This is a genomic window from Streptomyces sp. NPDC048290 (genome assembly GCF_040652095.1).
Taxonomy (GTDB): domain Bacteria; phylum Actinomycetota; class Actinomycetes; order Streptomycetales; family Streptomycetaceae; genus Streptomyces.
The window spans coordinates 186133-201868 of record NZ_JBEZLM010000001.1 but is presented as its reverse complement, the minus strand read 5'-3'; the positions used below and the strand labels follow the sequence as shown (position 1 = coordinate 201868).

Annotated in this window: 10 protein-coding genes; 6 read left to right on the top strand and 4 right to left on the bottom strand. The window is 74.8% G+C overall.

Features of this window, described 5'->3' with window-relative positions; genetic code table 11:
* The first annotated feature begins 2 nt into the window (after positions 1-2).
* Positions 3-1004 carry an aminoglycoside phosphotransferase family protein gene (locus AB0D49_RS00710; RefSeq protein WP_362748446.1) on the top strand — a complete coding sequence of 334 codons (1002 nt, stop codon included), beginning with the start codon at positions 3-5 and terminating at the stop codon, positions 1002-1004.
* 159 nt (positions 1005-1163) lie between these two features.
* Here the strand turns inward: AB0D49_RS00710 and treZ are convergent, their stop codons facing one another.
* The gene (treZ, locus tag AB0D49_RS00705) at positions 1164-2909 is read right to left on the bottom strand and encodes a malto-oligosyltrehalose trehalohydrolase (protein WP_362748443.1); all 1746 of its coding nucleotides are present in this window, start codon (positions 2907-2909) and stop codon (positions 1164-1166) included.
* Positions 2910-3143: 234 nt separating this feature from the next.
* On the opposite strand from treZ, the gene AB0D49_RS00700 reads away from it, so the two are divergent.
* The 3 genes from AB0D49_RS00700 to AB0D49_RS00690 all read left to right on the top strand — a co-directional run bounded on the left by AB0D49_RS00700 (position 3144) and on the right by AB0D49_RS00690 (position 5676).
* Positions 3144-3695 (top strand): DUF1707 and FHA domain-containing protein, encoded by a 552-nt coding sequence (locus tag AB0D49_RS00700; RefSeq protein WP_362748440.1) that lies wholly within the window; start codon positions 3144-3146, stop codon positions 3693-3695.
* 191 nt (positions 3696-3886) lie between these two features.
* The gene (locus tag AB0D49_RS00695; RefSeq protein ID WP_362748438.1) at positions 3887-5254 is read left to right on the top strand and encodes a M14 family zinc carboxypeptidase; all 1368 of its coding nucleotides are present in this window, start codon (positions 3887-3889) and stop codon (positions 5252-5254) included.
* Positions 5251-5676 carry an SSI family serine proteinase inhibitor gene (locus AB0D49_RS00690; protein ID WP_362748435.1) on the top strand — a complete coding sequence of 142 codons (426 nt, stop codon included), beginning with the start codon at positions 5251-5253 and terminating at the stop codon, positions 5674-5676. Before AB0D49_RS00695 ends, AB0D49_RS00690 begins: the two co-directional genes overlap by 4 nt.
* Positions 5677-5700: 24 nt before the next feature.
* Here AB0D49_RS00690 and AB0D49_RS00685 read toward each other — a convergent pair whose 3' ends face one another.
* The 3 genes from AB0D49_RS00685 to AB0D49_RS00675 form a co-directional block, all read right to left on the bottom strand.
* On the bottom strand, positions 5701-6951 hold the full coding sequence (locus AB0D49_RS00685; protein WP_362748432.1) for a M14 family zinc carboxypeptidase: 1251 nt from the start codon (positions 6949-6951) through the stop codon (positions 5701-5703).
* Between the two features lie 829 nt (positions 6952-7780).
* Entirely contained in the window at positions 7781-10141 is a 2361-nt protein-coding gene (gene treY, locus AB0D49_RS00680) for a malto-oligosyltrehalose synthase (RefSeq protein ID WP_362748429.1), read from the bottom strand.
* A 156-nt stretch (positions 10142-10297) separates the two neighbouring features.
* Positions 10298-10816 (bottom strand): hypothetical protein, encoded by a 519-nt coding sequence (locus AB0D49_RS00675; protein WP_362748426.1) that lies wholly within the window; start codon positions 10814-10816, stop codon positions 10298-10300.
* A gap of 973 nt (positions 10817-11789) precedes the next feature.
* Between AB0D49_RS00675 and AB0D49_RS00670 the strand changes: the two genes are divergently transcribed.
* Both AB0D49_RS00670 and AB0D49_RS00665 read left to right on the top strand, forming a co-directional pair.
* On the top strand, positions 11790-12794 hold the full coding sequence (locus AB0D49_RS00670; RefSeq protein ID WP_362748423.1) for a streptomycin biosynthesis protein: 1005 nt from the start codon (positions 11790-11792) through the stop codon (positions 12792-12794).
* A 683-nt stretch (positions 12795-13477) separates the two neighbouring features.
* Entirely contained in the window at positions 13478-15631 is a 2154-nt protein-coding gene (locus AB0D49_RS00665; protein ID WP_362748420.1) for an ABC transporter ATP-binding protein, read from the top strand.
* Positions 15632-15736 lie beyond the last annotated feature (105 nt).

Here is a 15736-nt window from a genome sequence, read left to right as displayed (position 1 = left end):
CCATGACCCAGGCATCCATCCCCACCGAGGACACCGTCCGCCGGATCGTGCGCGGACTCCTCAAGGACCCCTCCGACTCCTCGGATTCCTCCGGGACCTCCGGCACGTCCGGTACGCCCGGCCGCTCCGGTGGGTTTGCCGGGGGGCCGGACATCCGTCCCGCGTCCCCGGGCGGCGCCACCTGGTGGGTCGGTGCCCGGCACGTCCTGCGCCTGGCCCCGGGCCCGGAGGCGGGCGGCGGGCGCCGCCGCGAGCTGCGGGTGCGCGACCTGGTGCGCCCGCACCTGCCGGTCGCCGTCCCGGTCAGCGTGGCGCACGGGGAGTGGGCGCCCGGCCTCGGCTACACCCTGGACACCGTGGTGCCCGGCGGCTCCGCCGACCGCCACGACGTGTCCGCGGTGGGCGAGGCCGATCTCGCCGGGGTGCTCACCGGGCTGCGCCAGGTGCCCGCGCGGCAGGCCGAGGCGCTCGGTGTGCCGCGCCGGGCGCCCCGCTCCCTGGAGGCGCTGCGCCAGGCCGCCGCACGCGCCGCCGAACGGCTCGCCGCGGCCGACGAGTCCGACGACTCCGGCCCCGCGCGGGTCCACCAGCTCACCCCGGCCGCCGCCGCTCAGCTCGGTGCCCAGAGCGCCGCCGCGGTCCTGGTCCATCACGCGCTGACCGCCGACCACCTCGTCGTCAGCGCCGACGGCCGGGTGCGGGGCGTCCTCGGCTGGGACGCGGCGGTCCTCGGCGACCCGGCCGAGGACATCGCGGGCCTGGCCGCCGCCGTCGGCTCCCCGGCGGCCGTCCGCGCCGCGACCCTGGCCGGGTACGGCGCCCGCCCGTGTCTGCGCGGCCTGTGGCTGGCGCGCTGCGACGCGGTACGGGACCTCGCCGCCGCGCTCGGCACCCGCGCGGACCTGCCCCCGCTGCGCGACCGGCTGCACCGCACCTGGGAGCCGATCCTGCTGGAGCGTGTGACGGACCTCAGGGCGGACGCTCCGGTGGACGACGGGCCGTGATCGCGGGGGGCTCAGGGCGGACGCTCCGGTGGACGGCGAGCCGTGACCGCGCGGGGGGCTTCAGGGCGGACGCCCCGGTGGACGACTAGCCGTGACCGCGTGGGGGGCTTCAGGGCGGACGCCCCGGTGGACGACTAGCCGTGACCGCGTGGGGTGTCCTTACGGCTGTGCCAGGACCGTCGCCGACTCCCCGGGCAGCCGCAGCACCCCGTCCGGGCCGGGCGTGTCCACCGGCTCCCAGGCGGCCAGGACCGCCGCGCGGCGCGGCCCCAGGGGGACGGCCGCGGTCCCGGCACCGAGATTGACGGCCACGCACAGATCGCCGCGGCGCAGCGCCAGCCAGCGGGCCACCGGGTCGTGGGCGACCTTGAGGCCGGACAGATCGGGGTCGGTGAGATCGGGGTGGTCGTGGCGCAGCGCGATCAGCAGGCGGTACCAGGCCAGCATCCGCGCGTGGGGCTCGTCCGCCGGTTCGGACCAGTCCAGGCAGGAGCGGTCCCGGGTCGCCGGGTCCTGCGGGTCGGGGACGTCCTCCTCGGCCCATCCGTGCGCCGCGAACTCCCGCCGTCTGCCACGCCGTACCGCCTCCGCGAGGTCGGGGTCCGTGTGGTCGGTGAAGAACTGCCAGGGGGTGCCCGCCGCCCATTCCTCGCCCATGAACAGCATCGGCGTGAACGGCCCGGCCAGCGTCAGGGTCGCCGCGCAGGCCAGCAGGCCGGGGGAGAGCGAGGCGGACAGCCGGTCGCCCTGGGCGCGGTTGCCGATCTGGTCGTGGGTCTGGCTGTAGCCCAGCAGCCGGTGCGCGGCCACCCGGGACCGGTCCAGGGGGCGGCCGTGGTGCCGGTCGCGGAACGACGAGTAGGTGCCGTCGTGGAAGTATCCGCCGGTGAGGGTCTTGACGAGGGCGTCGAGCGGGGCGCGCGCGAAGTCGACGTAGTAGCCCCGCGACTCGCCGGTCAGGGCGGTGTGCAGGGCGTGGTGGAAGTCGTCGCTCCACTGCGCGTGCAGTCCGAGCCCGCCCGCCGGGCGGGGGGTGATCAGCCGGGGGTCGTTGAGGTCGGACTCGGCGATCAGGGACAGCGGCCGGTCCTCCTCGACGGCCAGCGCGTCCACCGCCGCGGACAGCTCCTCCAGGAACGGGTAGGCGCGGGTGTCGGCCAGCGTGTGGACCGCGTCCAGCCGCAGCCCGTCCAGCCGGTAGTCCCGCAGCCAGGCCAGCGCGCTGCCCAGCAGGAAGGCGCGCACCTCGTCCGACCCGGGCGCGTCGAGGTTCACCGCCGCCCCCCAGGGCGTGTGATGGGTGTCGGTGAAGTACGGCCCGAACTCCGGCAGGTGGTTCCCGGACGGCCCCAGATGGTTGTGGACCACGTCCAGGACCACGCCGAGCCCGAGCCCATGCGCCCGGTCCACGAACCGCTTCAGCGCGTCGGGGCCCCCGTACGGCTCGTGCACGGCCCACAGGGACACGCCCTCGTAGCCCCAGCCGTGCCGTCCGGGGAAGGGGCACAGCGGCATCAACTCCACATGGGTGACGCCGAGTTCCGCCAGATGGCCCAGACGGTCGGCGGCGGCGTCCAAGGTGCCCTCGCGGGTGAACGTGCCCACATGCAGCTCGTACAGGACCGCCCCCTGGAGCGGGCGCCCCGGCCATGGGGCGCGCCAGGGGTGGCGGGAGTGGTCGACGACCGCGCTCGGGCCGTCGGGGCCGTCCGGCTGGCGCCGTGAGCGCGGGTCGGGCCGCACCGGTCCGCCGTCCAGCGCGAAGCCGTAGCGCGTCCCGTGCTCCGCCCGCGCCTGCCCGGTCCACCAGCCCGCTCTGCGCGGGTCGCGCTCCATCTCCTGCGTGCCGCCCCCGCACTCCAGCGTCACGCGGTCGGCCCTCGGTGCCCACACCTCGAACTGCACGGACGGTTCCCCTTCGTCTGCCCACCGGGACGTAGCGCGTCCATCGTGCGCGACGCGCGCGGGGTCCGCTGGCGCATACCCCCATTTGCGGGCTACCCCGTTCCCCGCGCGGTGCCGCCTCCGCCGCGACCACGTGCCGCCCCTCCCGTGCCCGTCGGCGCCGGGCCGCACGCGCGGGGCGGCCTTTCGCCGAATTCTGGACACCCGGGGCCGGGCTGACCGACAATCACGACTGTGACGTCGTCTTTCGAGTTCCCCACGTACCCCGCGAGGCTGTCCGACGCGGAGCGCGACAAGGCGCTGAAGCTGCTGCGTGACGGCGTCGCCATGGGCCGCCTCTCGCATGACACGTTCATCCGCCGCATGGAACTGGCGCTGGCCGCCCGGCGCTCCGACGAACTCGCCCTGCTCACCGCCGACCTGCCCACCGAGGGCCGCCTCTCGCGCGCGGTGTTCGGCACGGTCGAGGCGGTCTCCGGCTTCACCGTCCGGCTGCGCCGCGCCTGGCAGGCGGAGCGGCTGCCCAAGCTGCTGCTGCCGCACCCCGCCTCGGGACACGCCCTGCGCATCGGGCGCGACCCCGCCAACGGGCTGCGCCTCAACCACGAGACCGTCTCGCGCGTGCACGCCGAACTCTCCCGGCAGGGCGGCATGTGGGTGCTGCGCGACCTCGGCTCCACCAACGGCACCAGCGTCAACGGACGCCGGGTCATCGGCGCGGTGGTGGTCTGCGAGGGCGACCAGGTGTCGTTCGGCACGATGGAGTTCCGGCTGGCCGCGGGCTGAACGCGGCCCCGCGCGGACCCCCGCCCCGGTCCCGTCCCGCACGGCCCCCGTGCGCCGCCCCGCGCCCCCCGTGCCCCCCTCTGGACGGGCCTGGCCGACAGCGACCCCCTCCGCCCGAGGCGGTGTTGACGCCCATCTCCGCGCGTGACTGACTGTCGCTCGGCCTGCACAGCAGGTGAAGCGACGGCGCGATGTGGAGGTGTGCCCTGCCGCCCCTCCCGCGCTATCCCACCGTCGACGAACTCGTCACCCGCGCCGCCGCCCTCGTCGCCCGCAGCCCCCGGCACGCCCGGCTGCGCCGCGTAGGCACCTCCCGCGCGGGCACCCCCCTGTGGCTGCTGTCCGTGGGCCACGGCACCCGGCACGTCCTGATCGTCGCCGGACCCCACGCCAACGAGCCGTGCGGCGGCGCCACCGCCCTGCACCTCGCCGAACGCGTCCTCGCCGACCCGGCCCCCGGCGCGGACACCGACGTCACCTACGACCTGCTGCTCTGCGTCGACCCCGACGGACTGCGCCGCAACGAGGGCTGGCTCCACGGCCCCTACACCCTCAGCCACTACTTCCGGAACTTCTTCCGCCCCGGCTTCCGCGAACAGCCCGAATGGCTGCCCGGCGGCCCCGGCGCCGCCGCCCTGCCCGAGACCCGGGCCCTGCTCGCCCTCCAGGACGAACTGCGCCCCGTCCTCCAGTGCTCGCTGCACGGCGTCGACGTCGGCGGCGGCTTCCTCGAACTCACCCACGACCTGCCCGGCATCGCCCGCAGACTCGCCCGCACCGCCGCCCGCCACGCCGTACCGCGCGAACTCGGCCCCTACGACACGCTCTACTGGCCCGTCCTCGGCCCCTCCGTGTACCGCATCCCGCACCCCCGCCACGACGGCCCGGCCGCCGTCACCACGGCCCCCGTCGACTCCACCTGGCTGCACCCCTACCGCCACGGCACGGTGACCGCCGTCGTGGAGGCACCCATGTGGGGCGTCGCCGCCGTCCAGGACGGGTCCGTGCCCGCCGACCCCGACCGCGCCCTGCGGGCCGTCAGCGGCGCCCTGCGGCACGACACACGGCTCCTGGAGACCCTCCTCGCCCGCTGCCGCCCGCACCTCGCCGCCGCGCCCGACGCCGCCGCGCTGCTCGCGCCCGTCGACGACCACCTGCTGATCTGCCCCCGCCTCGCCGACGCCTGGGACCCCGACACGCGCGACCGGGACGGCCCGCGCACCCTGCCGCCGCTCACCACCGCCCACCTCACCGCGCTGCGGCTGGCCGGACGGCGGCTCGCGCTGCGCACCGCCGGACTGCTGCACCAGCTCGTCCGCCGCGCCGGGACCGACCCCACCGGCACGCTGCCCGCACTGGACCACCTGCTCGACCTGTGGTGCGCCGACTTCCACGACGGCTGCGGGGCCCGCTGGATACCCGTCGAACGGCAGGTCGCCTACCAGACGCAGGTCGTGCTGCACACCGTCGACCTCGCCCTGCGCCGGACCGGCGGACCCTCCCGTTCGGGTGAGTCGGGGTGGGGTTCGGGCACCGCCGTGCCGATGCACCAGGAATGACGTACACGACATCCCCGCGCCCCCGCAGAGCCGCGCGCGGCGGTCTGCTCGCGGCCCTGCTCCTGGCCGCCGCCGCGCTCCCCGCCCACGCCGGTGCCCAGCCCGCCCTGCCCGGCAACTGGTTCTATCTGAGCGTCACCCGCGGCGACACCCAGACCAGCGACACGCGCGGGACGCTGCTCATGTGCAACCCGCCCCAGGGACACACCCACGCCGCCACGGCCTGCGAACAACTCTCCTCCGCCGACGGGGACATCGGGAACATCCCCGCCGACGCCACCCGGTGCCCCCTGCTCTACGCCCCCGTCACCGCCCACGCGCGCGGACAGTGGAGCGGCCGGAGCGTCGAGTTCCGCCAGACCTACTCCAACGACTGCGAACTCCGTGGCAGCACCGGGGACGTGTTCACCCTCGACGCCTGACCCGCGCGGCACCGCCCCGGACGGTCAGGACGCCCGCTCCCGCGCGTGCAGCGCCGCCGCCAGGACCGTACGGCTCTGATGCTCCGTCTGGTCCTCCAGCGGCACCCAGCGGGCCCGGAAACGGTCCGCGAAGGAGGTGCTCCAGGCGGCGACCAGCCGCTCCAGCCGGGGCGCCGCGCGGTCGTCGCGCTCCTGGAGGACCCGCAGCAGCATCGCCGCCGCCCGCAGCGGCAGCCGCCGCGCGAAGGCGTCCACGCTGCCGACGTACGCCATCGTGGAACCGGCCGGCGCGGTGTGCGTCCAGTCGGCCGCCAGCCCCGGCACCAGGTCGAGACCCCACTGCGCGGCCCGCAGCAGCGGACCGCCCGACCCGTTCAGCCGGGGCAGCGCCTCGCCCAGCACCCGTTCCACCTCCAGCGTGTCGCGCAGCAGCCGCTGGGCGAGTCTGCGCAGCGCCGCCGCCGGGGCCGGATGCGGCGCCGGATCGGTCACCAGGTCGCTCGCCCACATCGGCACCTCCACCACCGCGGTGAGCCCCCCGTAGCGGTGCGCGTGGTACCAGGTGCTGTTGCGCGCGTCGTCCGGCATACTCGGGTACGCGGCGCCCGCGTCCGGCGGGGGCATCACATGGACGCCCGGTCCCGCCACCGGCCAGCCCGCCGCGTCCGACGCGCCCGCCTCCACCGGGATGCGCAGCTCCGCCGCCGACCGCGCGAACGGCTCCGCCAGCCCCGGGATGTCCTTGGTCAGCTGCACCCAGCTGCCGCCCAGGTCGGTGCCGTGCAGGGTCACCTGGAGATAGGGCCGCAGCTCGTCGATCACCCCCGTGAGGGCGCGGGTCTCCGGCGGCAGCCGGTCCGGGGGCAGCGCCGCCGGGGACCACTCGGGCTGCTCCGGCGCGGGCGGCCGGTAGAAACCGAGGTGGTAGTCCAGCAGGCTGTGCGGCGCCGGGGTGCTGTGCAGACTCGCCCCGTCCGGGTCGGCGCACAGCAGGAAGTGCCAGGACAGCCCGTCGCGCAGGGCCCGCTCGTCCAGCACCCGCCGGGCCAGCGCCAGCAGGGTGCACCCGCCGGTCGGCTCATTGGCGTGCGCGCCCGCCACGACCAGCACCGCGCGGCCCGACCGGCCCACGGACAGCAGGTGCAGCGGCCGTCCCGCGCGGGAGACGCCCACCTGCCGCAGGGCGCACAGCCCGGGATGGTCGGCGGCCAGTGCCCGCGCGGACCACACCAGTTCGGTGACGGTGGGATAGCGCAGCTGCGGCAGCAGACTCACCCCCCGACCTGTCCGCCGAGTCCGCATGACCTCGCATCCGCAGTACCCCACGCGGCGCGGCACCTGTCAAGAACGACCCGGGGGAGGCGCAAGGGGGCATCCCCGGGCGTCCGGAAGCACCCACCCCCACCGCCGTGCGCCACGACCGCGCGCACGAGCACTTCTGACGCCGTGTGCGACGGGGGTGCTGCGGGGGATCGGCCACGGGCGGTCACGGGCGTGCGCGTCCACAGCCCGGGTGGGGCCGTGCCGGGGGAGGGGCTCTGGCGGGTGGCACTCCGGGACCTGCCTCCCGGCGGCGGGTCCGGGGCGGCGCGTCGGCCGACCACCGGCGGGGGGATATCTGGGACGACCCGCGAGGGGGGCTGCCGGGCGCCCCAGGAAGTCGCCGAACTCGCCGCTGTCCTGGACGCCCCGCGCGGGCACTCCGCGTGGGGCGGGCCCACCACGCCGGGCCGCACCTCGGCACGGAGAGCCGCCCGGTGTGCCGACGCCGCACCTGGTGGGCTCCCGCGCGAAGGCGGTCGCCGTCGGGCGGGCGGTCGCCCTCGAACAGGCGGTCGCCGCCGCGGACAGTCACCGTCGAACGGGCGGCCACCACGGGACGGCGGCAGACCCCATCCCGGTGACCTGCCCCGTGTGGGGTTCGGCCGCCCTGAGGACCAGAGCGGCGTGGGGCCGTTTCCGGGCGGCCCCGGAGGGAGGCCGGGTGACCCGGCCGGGACCCGGAGCCGTGGCATACGGGAGCGGTCCGAGGTGTTCCGGTGGCCGTATCGCGCGGGGCGCTCTCCGACCTGCGCCGCCCGGCCACCGCCCCCGTGCTCGTCCCTCACCCCCCGTCGTCCACCCGTTCCAGCAGTGCCACCGGGAGTGGGTCGAAGAGGGTCGTCAGGGGAGCTGTGCCGGTGAACACGCGGGACGGGTCCCGGGTGTCGGTCCAGTGGCCCGGCGGCAGGGGGAGCCGGGTCCCGCGCCAGCCGCCCGTCTCGGCCAGCCGCAGGGACAGCCGGGTGACGGCCGTGACGGCGCGGCCGGAGCGGGCGAAGGCCAGGCAATGGGCGGCGGCCGGGCCCTCGGCTGCCAAGGGGGCGTACGAGGCGCTCTCGCCGAACGCCTCCGGGTGGCGCGCGCGCAGCCGCAGGGCCGCCGCCGTCACCTCGTCCTTGACGCCCGGCTCCGGCGGCGGGAACGCGGCGACGCCCCGGTTGTCCGGGTCCACCAGCGCCCGGTACTCGCCCTCCGAGCCCTGGTAGACGTCCGGCACGCCCGGCATGGTGAGGTGGACCAGCGCCGTGCCCAGCACATTGGCCCGGATATGCGGCTCCAGGGACGCCCGCAGCGCCGCCACCCGCTCGCCCGGCGCCCCGCAGGGACCCGCCGCGACGAACGCCGCCACCGTCTCCTCGTAGGGCGCCTCCCGTTCGGTCCAGCTCGTGTAGAGACCCGCCTCGCGCGCGTGCTTCAGCAGCGCCTCCAGGACCCGTTCCGGCGCGGCCGGGCCCAGCCCGAACACCGTCTGCCACGCCGCCCAGGCCAACTGGGCGTCCGGCACGCCGTCACCCGCGCGGGGGGTCACCTCGGCCAGCACGTCCGCCCACCGCCCCGGGCACTCGGTGAGCACCGCCAGCGCCGCCCGGACGTCCGCGCTGCGCTTGGTGTCGTGCGTGGACACCACCGTCCCGGTGGCCGGCCAGTCCCGCTGCATCCGGGCGCAGTACGTATGGAAGTCCTCCGGCGACACGCCCGGCGCCCCCGGATCGCCGCCCACCTCGTTCGCCGAGAGCAGCGGCACATAGCGGTAGAACGCCGTGTCCTCCACCGACTTGGCCCGCAGCGCCGACGCCGTCTGCGCGAACCGCGCCCGCAGCTCCCCGGCGCCGGGCACGTCCCCGTACCGCCCCAGCAGCAGATCCCGTACGGCGTCCACGGCGCCGGACTCCTCCGGGACCAGGTACGCCGTCTTCGCCTCCCGCGCCGCCGCCTCGGTCAGCACCTGGGTCGCGTCGGTCGAGGCGTAGGGCCGGTAGACCCCCAGCCGGACCAGGAGTTCGCGCAGGGCCGTGTGCAGGGCCCAGGGGGCGCGGTCGCGCAGCGCCGTCTCGGGCGCCCGCTCGCACACCCGGCTCGCCGTCCGGGTCAGCCGGTCCGTCTCGGCCACCAGCTCGTGCCCCAGCACCCGGTACGCGGCCCGCCGCACCGTCGCCTCCCAGACCCCGCCCCGGTCCGGCTGCGGGGCCGCGAACCGGCGGTAGCGGCCGAGGAGTTCCCCGGCGCCCGCCGGATCGGTGAACAGGCCGTCGACCTGGCGCAGCGCGTCGTAGCCGGTGGTGCCCGCGACGGGCCACGCGGCGGGCAGCCGCTCCCCGTCGGCGAGGATCTTCTCCACCACCGTCCAGCGCCCGCCGGTCGCCTCGTGCAGCCGCCGCAGATAGCCGTCCGGGTCGGCGAGCCCGTCCGGATGGTCGACGCGCAGTCCGTCGAGCACGCCCTCGTGCAGCAGGCCGAGGATCTTCGCGTGGGTCGCCTCGAACACCTCGGGGTCCTCGACCCGCACCCCGATCAGCTCCGACACGCTGAAGAACCGCCGGTAGTTCAGCTCGGTCCGGGCCAGCCGCCACCACACGGGGCGGTACCACTGGGCGTCCAGCAACTGCGGCAGCGGCAGCCCGGCCGTGCCCTCGCGCAGCGGGAAGGCGTGCTCGTGGTAGCGCAGGACGTCCCCGTCCACCACCAGCCGTGCCGCCTCCGTGCCCAGCGGGCCGCCCAGCACCGGCAGCAGCACCTGCCCGCCGCCCGCCTCCCAGTCGATGTCGAACCAGCGCGCGTACGGCGACTGCGGGCCCTCGCGCAGCACCTCCCACAGGGCGTGGTTGTGGCGCGGCGCCATCGCCATGTGGTTCGGCACCACATCGGCCACCAGGCCGAGGCCGTGCTCCCGCGCGGTGCGGGCCAGCGCGCGCAGACCGTCCTCGCCGCCGAGTTCCGCTCGTACGAGAGCGGGGTCCACGACGTCATAGCCGTGCGACGACCCCGGTACCGCCTCCAGCACGGGTGACAGATGCAGGTGCGACACGCCGAGCGAGGCCAGGTAGGGCACCGCCCGCGCGGCGGCGTCGAACGGGAAGGCGGGCTGCAACTGGAGGCGGTAGGTGGCGGTGGGCACCAGGGGGACGGGGCGCGCAGGGGTCATGCACAGCTACGTACCCCCGGCCGGGGCGTTCCTGTCATCGCCGCCGCCATGTGAGCCGCCCGCGCGCGCCCGGCGCTCGTCCGCCGGGGTGCGCACCGGCCCCGTCGTGGGGGCGGGGCCGGTGCGCGCGGGGGACCTCCGGCGGTGTGCCGTGGATCAGCCGGCCGGGCGTTGCGGGGCGCGCTGCCCCGGTACCTCGACGGCCTCTGCGACGGCGGCCGTGTCCCCGGTGGCGTCCAGGCTCGGCAGCACGAAGTTGACGATGGTGAGCTGGTGGCCGCAGTGCGGGCAGGAGTGCTCGGTGCCCAGCGGCGGCAGCTCCGGCGCGGCCCCCACGTCCGCCATGGCCCCGGGGCCCGCCACGGCCCCCGCGCCTGCTCCGACACTGGCGCCAGCACCGACACCGACACCGGCGCCAGCACCAGCACCGGCACCGGCTCCGGCGCCCGTCACAGCCCCGAGCCCGGACGCCGTCCCGGCCACCGCGGAGCCGGGCCCCTCGCCCGTACCGCCCGCGCCCTCGGGTGCCGTGTCCACCCCGCGGGCCGCGTTCGCGCGCTCCCACAGCACCCGGCAGTCGGGGGTGCAGAAACGGGAGTCGGGGCGGCCCCGGCGGCGGGGGGAGGGAACGAACTCGACGCCACATGTGGCGCAGAGACCGGGTGCGGTGCGCATGGAGCCTCCATGGTCGGTGTGGGGGGCGGGTCTTCGCGATCCGACGTCCAGTACAGCGCGACAGGGGTTACCGCGCCGGAACACCGGCCGTCATCTCGCCGCAACCCGATGTGCGCGTGCCCCGCCGCGACGGCCCGGGAGAGGGCGCTGTTACGCCACTGAAACCCCGGCGGTGAGAGCATCGGGCGCCGGTGGTGGAGCGTGCCACGCGCACTTACCGCACCGGCAATCGGCTTTGGCCGGCCGGTGATTTCGGCCGGGCCGCTCCGAGGTCGCGGCGGAAGGGCGGGGAATTCCCTTCGCCGCCCCGGCCATTGCCGTGGGCCGTCGCGTCGGCGGCTGCTTCAGCCGTCGCTTAATGCTGCCTATCCCGCGTAGTTGCCCCGCACCCCGACCGAGCGGTCGGGCGGTGGTTGAGCAGGCGATGAATAGGGGCGTAAATCCGCGGGAGAATGGCTTGTTCCGGCGTCCGTGCCGAGGTCGGCCCGCTGTTCGGGGTGAATTGACGGATCGTCTCAAATGCTGGATGCCATGAGGTGCCCGTCTGGACTGTGTGTTGGCTGTTAGAGTGAAGTGTCAGGGAAAAAGGACTCTTGTTCGCCTGGAGCCTCGTTCGAAATTGCGAGTGCGCCCCCGGTTCGGCTTCTCGCAGTGAGCGGACTCCACAGGTCTACGAACCGAAGTGATCCAGGAAATCGACCACACCGACATGGCGCGGGATCGACGCGCGACAACGGAATCGGTGTGCAGCGGCATGCGTCGCGGACGGTGTGACGCACGAGGAAGGCGTTGAACCGAGCGAACGGAGATGTGGGTGCGACGGGGGAGTACGGATGACAGGATCATCGATGTCGATATTCGATCTTTATCGGCGGAAGGTTCACCGAGAAACGCGGGCGAAGACCCGGACCATGTGGCGACACTCGCGGAATTGGATGTTCCACTGCCGCCCATCATCGTGCATCGTGCCTCGATGCGAGTGATCGACGGACTGCACCGGCTGCGCGCCGCCCAACTGCGCGGCCACAGCAGCATCGCGGTGACGTTCTACGACGGCACGGAGGCGGACGCCTTCGTCCTGGCCGTGGAGTCCAATGTGCGGCACGGGCTGCCGCTGTCCCTGCCGGACCGCAAACGGGCCGCCGCGCGGATCATCGCCACACACCCGCAGTGGTCCGACCGGAAGATCGCCTCGGTGACGGGCATCGCGCCCGGCACGGTCGCCGATCTGCGCCGCACCACCCAGACCGGCACCGCCGGGGAGAACATCCCCCGCATCGGCCGGGACGGGCGGGTACGGCCGGTCGACATCGCCGAGGGACGGCGCCGCGCGGGCCAGCTCATCAGCGAGAACCCGGATCTGTCGCTGCGCCAGATCGCACGGGCCGCCGGAATCTCCCCGGAGACCGCGCGGGACGTGCGCAACCGGCTGAGCCGCGGTGAGGAACCCCTGCTGCCGCCCCGCCCGCGGGGTGTCCGCGCCCGGCCGCGCGAGGAGATCCTGAAGGTCGTACCGCAGACGGGGTACGGTGAGCAGCCCCGGCACGACCCGGCCGCGGTGTCCGCCTTCGCGGAGGGCCTCTCGGCGGTCAACCGGCTCAAGGCGGACCCGGCGCTGCGGCTCAACGAGACCGGCCGGCAACTGCTGCGGCTGCTCAGTGTGCACATGCTCCCGCCGGACGAGTGGGAGGGCATCATCGACACCGTGCCGCCCTACTGGAGCGGGACGGTCGCCCATCTGGCCCGGGAGTGCGCGCACATCTGGGAGGAGGTCGCCGCCCGGGTGGAGCAGAACACCGGGCAGGGCCACGACGGACCCGGGTCCGCGCCGGTGCCGCAGCAGGCGCCCGCGGCGCACGGCGGGCCGGTCGTCCGTCCGGCGCACTCCGGGCACCCCGCAGGGGCCCGGACGCACCCGTCGGCCGGTCCCGACGCGACGGCCACCCGGCCCGACCCCCGGGCCATCCCCACCATGTGAGACCGCGCCCTCGCGCCCTCACGCCCTTGTCCAACTGGCCGATCCGGCCGGTTGGACGCCCCCGCGCCCCGGGGCGGACCGCCCTGGGGCGCGTACCCGGCGATCGGGCGCGTACCCGGCCAGGGGCACGCCGAGCCGTCCCGGCCCGGCGGCGGCACACCCAGCCCGCTGCCGGACCCGGACGACGGACATACGGCCGCACGACCGTGAACCGCGCCCCCTGCTCCGCCGCTCACCAACCCCTCCGCGGCTCCTCCGCAGCCCCTCCGCGCCTCTCCATGCCGCGCTCCTATGTCCCGCCCCCATGTCCCGCCCCTATGCCGCGCCCCTATGTCCCGCCCGTATGCCGCGCCCCCATGTCCCGCCCCTATGTCCCATCCATGGGTCCCGCCCCTATGTCCCGTCTCCGGAGTGCCAGGCGACGACTCTCCATATTTGTCATGCCCACGTATAAAGACCGTTCCCCTGGACCCTCTCCGAACCCTCCCCGAACCCCCTCCGGCCCCCTCTCCAACCCCCCTGTCCGGGTTGCCCGGAACCGCACTCCACAGGCGTAGTTGGCCGGAATTCAGACAGGTATCGTCGGCTCCCGGATCACGCGAGACCGAATGGCCCGAGAAGTCGCTCCGCCCATTCATGGCCGCCGTATTCCCGAATCCCTACCGCAGGAGGTTCCCTTCGACATGCTGATCACTCAGACCCCCGGCGGGGTGATGATGAAGGGCGGCGACGATTCGGAGCCGTCCAAGATCAGGCCGGGAACATCGCGGCGGGTCCTCGCCTTTGTCACACCGCATCGCGCGACCGTGATCGCGCTCATTCTCGTGACGCTCGTCGATTCCCTCATCATCGTCGCGACTCCTTTGCTGCTGAAAGAGATCGTCGACAGCGGGATCTTGAAGGACGATTCCCAGGTCGTCCTGGTCTTCGCCCTCCTGGTCGCCGCGCTCGCGCTCGTCGGCTCGCTGACCCAGCTCGCCCAGAGCTATCTGTCCGGACGGATCGGCCAGGGCGTCAGCTACGACCTGCGGGTCAAGGTGTTCCGCCATGTGCAGCGGATGCCGCTCGCCTTCTTCACCCGCACCCAGACCGGCGCCCTCTCCAGCCGCCTCAGCACCGATGTGGTGATGGCCCAACAGGCGCTCACCACCCTGCTGATGTCCGCGACCGGCGCGCTCACCGTCGTTCTCGTGCTCGCCGAGATGTTCTATCTCTCCTGGCTCGTCAGCCTGATCGCGCTCGTGCTGCTCCCGGTGTTCTTCCTGCCCTGGCTCTACATAGGCCGCAGGCTCCAGGTGTATTCCAGGAAGCAGATGGAATTGCACGCCAACCTCAGCGGCACCATTCACGAGCGTTTCAATGTGCAGGGCGCCATGCTCGCGAAACTCTTCGGCCGTCCCGCCGAGGAACTGGGCCGCTACGAGGGCGAGGCGGCACGGGTGCGGGAAGTCGGCGTACGGCTGAGCGTCTTCAGCCGACTGGCGTTCATCCTCATGGCCCTGCTCACCGCGCTCACCACCGCGCTGGTCTACGGCGTGGGCGGCGGGCTGGTGCTGAACGGCACCATCGGTCTGGGCACCCTGGTCGCCCTGGCCACCCTGCTGGGCCGCCTCTTCGGCCCGATCACCCAGCTCTCCAGCATGCAGGCCAACGCCCTCACCGTGCTGGTCAGCTTCGACCGGATCTTCGAACTCCTCGACATCAAGCCCCTCATCGAGGAACGCCCCGACGCCGTGGCGCTCCCCGCCCCCAGCACCTCCCCGGCGCCCGAGATCCGCTTCGAGTCGGTCTCCTTCGCCTACCCCCGCCCCGAAGAGGTCTCGATCGCCTCCCTGGAGACCCACCCGGCCGGCGGTGACGAACGCGCCCGCCCCGTCCCCCAGGTCCTGCACGACCTGGACTTCAGCGTCGCCCCCGGCACCCTCACCGCTCTCGTCGGCCCCTCGGGCGCCGGCAAGACCACCATGACCCATCTGGTGTCCCGGCTCTACGACGTGTCCGGCGGCGCGGTCCGGATCGACGGCACGGACGTCCGGGACCTGACCTTCGACTCGCTGCGCGCCACCGTCGGCGTGGTCGCCCAGGACGCCTACCTCTTCCACGACACCATCCGCGCCAACCTCGCCTACGCCCGCCCCGACGCCACCGAGCAGGAGATCACCGAAGCCTGCGAACAGGCCCGGATCTGGGAGCTGATCGAGTCGCTGCCCGACGGACTCGACACCGTCGTCGGCGACCGGGGCTTCAGGCTCTCCGGCGGTGAGAAGCAGCGCCTCGCGGTCGCCCGGCTGCTGCTGAAGGCACCCGCGGTCGTCGTGCTCGACGAGGCCACCGCCCATCTGGACTCCGAGGCCGAGGCCGCCGTGCAGCGCGCCCTGAAGACCGCCCTGCGCGACCGCACCTCCCTGGTGATCGCCCACCGGCTCTCCACCGTCCGCGAGGCGGACCAGATCCTCGTCATCGACGACGGCCGGGTCCGGGAGCGCGGCACCCACGACGAACTCCTCGCCGCCGGGGGCCTCTACACCCAGCTCTACACCACTCAGTTCAGCAGGTCCGCCGACCCCCAGCCGGGCCCCCAGGCCGACGGCCCGCACGCCAACGGCCACCGCGGACCGGACCCCCAGGAGCGGCCCATGCCGGCCATCCGCACCCGCGGCGGCGGCGGGATGCCCGGTGGGATGCCCGGTGGGATGGGCCCCGGACCCGACGGCGGCATGGGCGGCGGACTCCGCCGCCGAGGCGGCTCCCCGCCCGGCCCCAACGGCGGTACCCCCGGCGGCGGCAAGGTCCGCGGCCCACGCCGGCGCGGCGCCGACGGCGACGACACCCCCTGACCGGCGCCCCGCCCCGTACCCCGCCCCGTACTCCGCCCCACCTGCCTCCCCTCGCCGCCCCCCACCGGCGCACCCACCTCGCCTCATCCCCCCATGCCCCCATCC

Excerpts from the sequence above, each read along its gene's own strand:
- AB0D49_RS00690 (WP_362748435.1), top strand. The coding sequence starts at position 5,251 with ATGACGTACACGACATCCCCGCGCCCCCGCAGAGCCGCGCGCGGCGGT.
- treY (WP_362748429.1), bottom strand. The coding sequence starts at position 10,141 with ATGACCCCTGCGCGCCCCGTCCCCCTGGTGCCCACCGCCACCTACCGC.
- AB0D49_RS00710 (WP_362748446.1), top strand. The coding sequence starts at position 3 with ATGACCCAGGCATCCATCCCCACCGAGGACACCGTCCGCCGGATCGTG.
- AB0D49_RS00675 (WP_362748426.1), bottom strand. The coding sequence starts at position 10,816 with ATGCGCACCGCACCCGGTCTCTGCGCCACATGTGGCGTCGAGTTCGTT.
- AB0D49_RS00670 (WP_362748423.1), top strand. The coding sequence starts at position 11,790 with ATGCGAGTGATCGACGGACTGCACCGGCTGCGCGCCGCCCAACTGCGC.
- AB0D49_RS00695 (WP_362748438.1), top strand. The coding sequence starts at position 3,887 with ATGTGGAGGTGTGCCCTGCCGCCCCTCCCGCGCTATCCCACCGTCGAC.
- AB0D49_RS00665 (WP_362748420.1), top strand. The coding sequence starts at position 13,478 with ATGCTGATCACTCAGACCCCCGGCGGGGTGATGATGAAGGGCGGCGAC.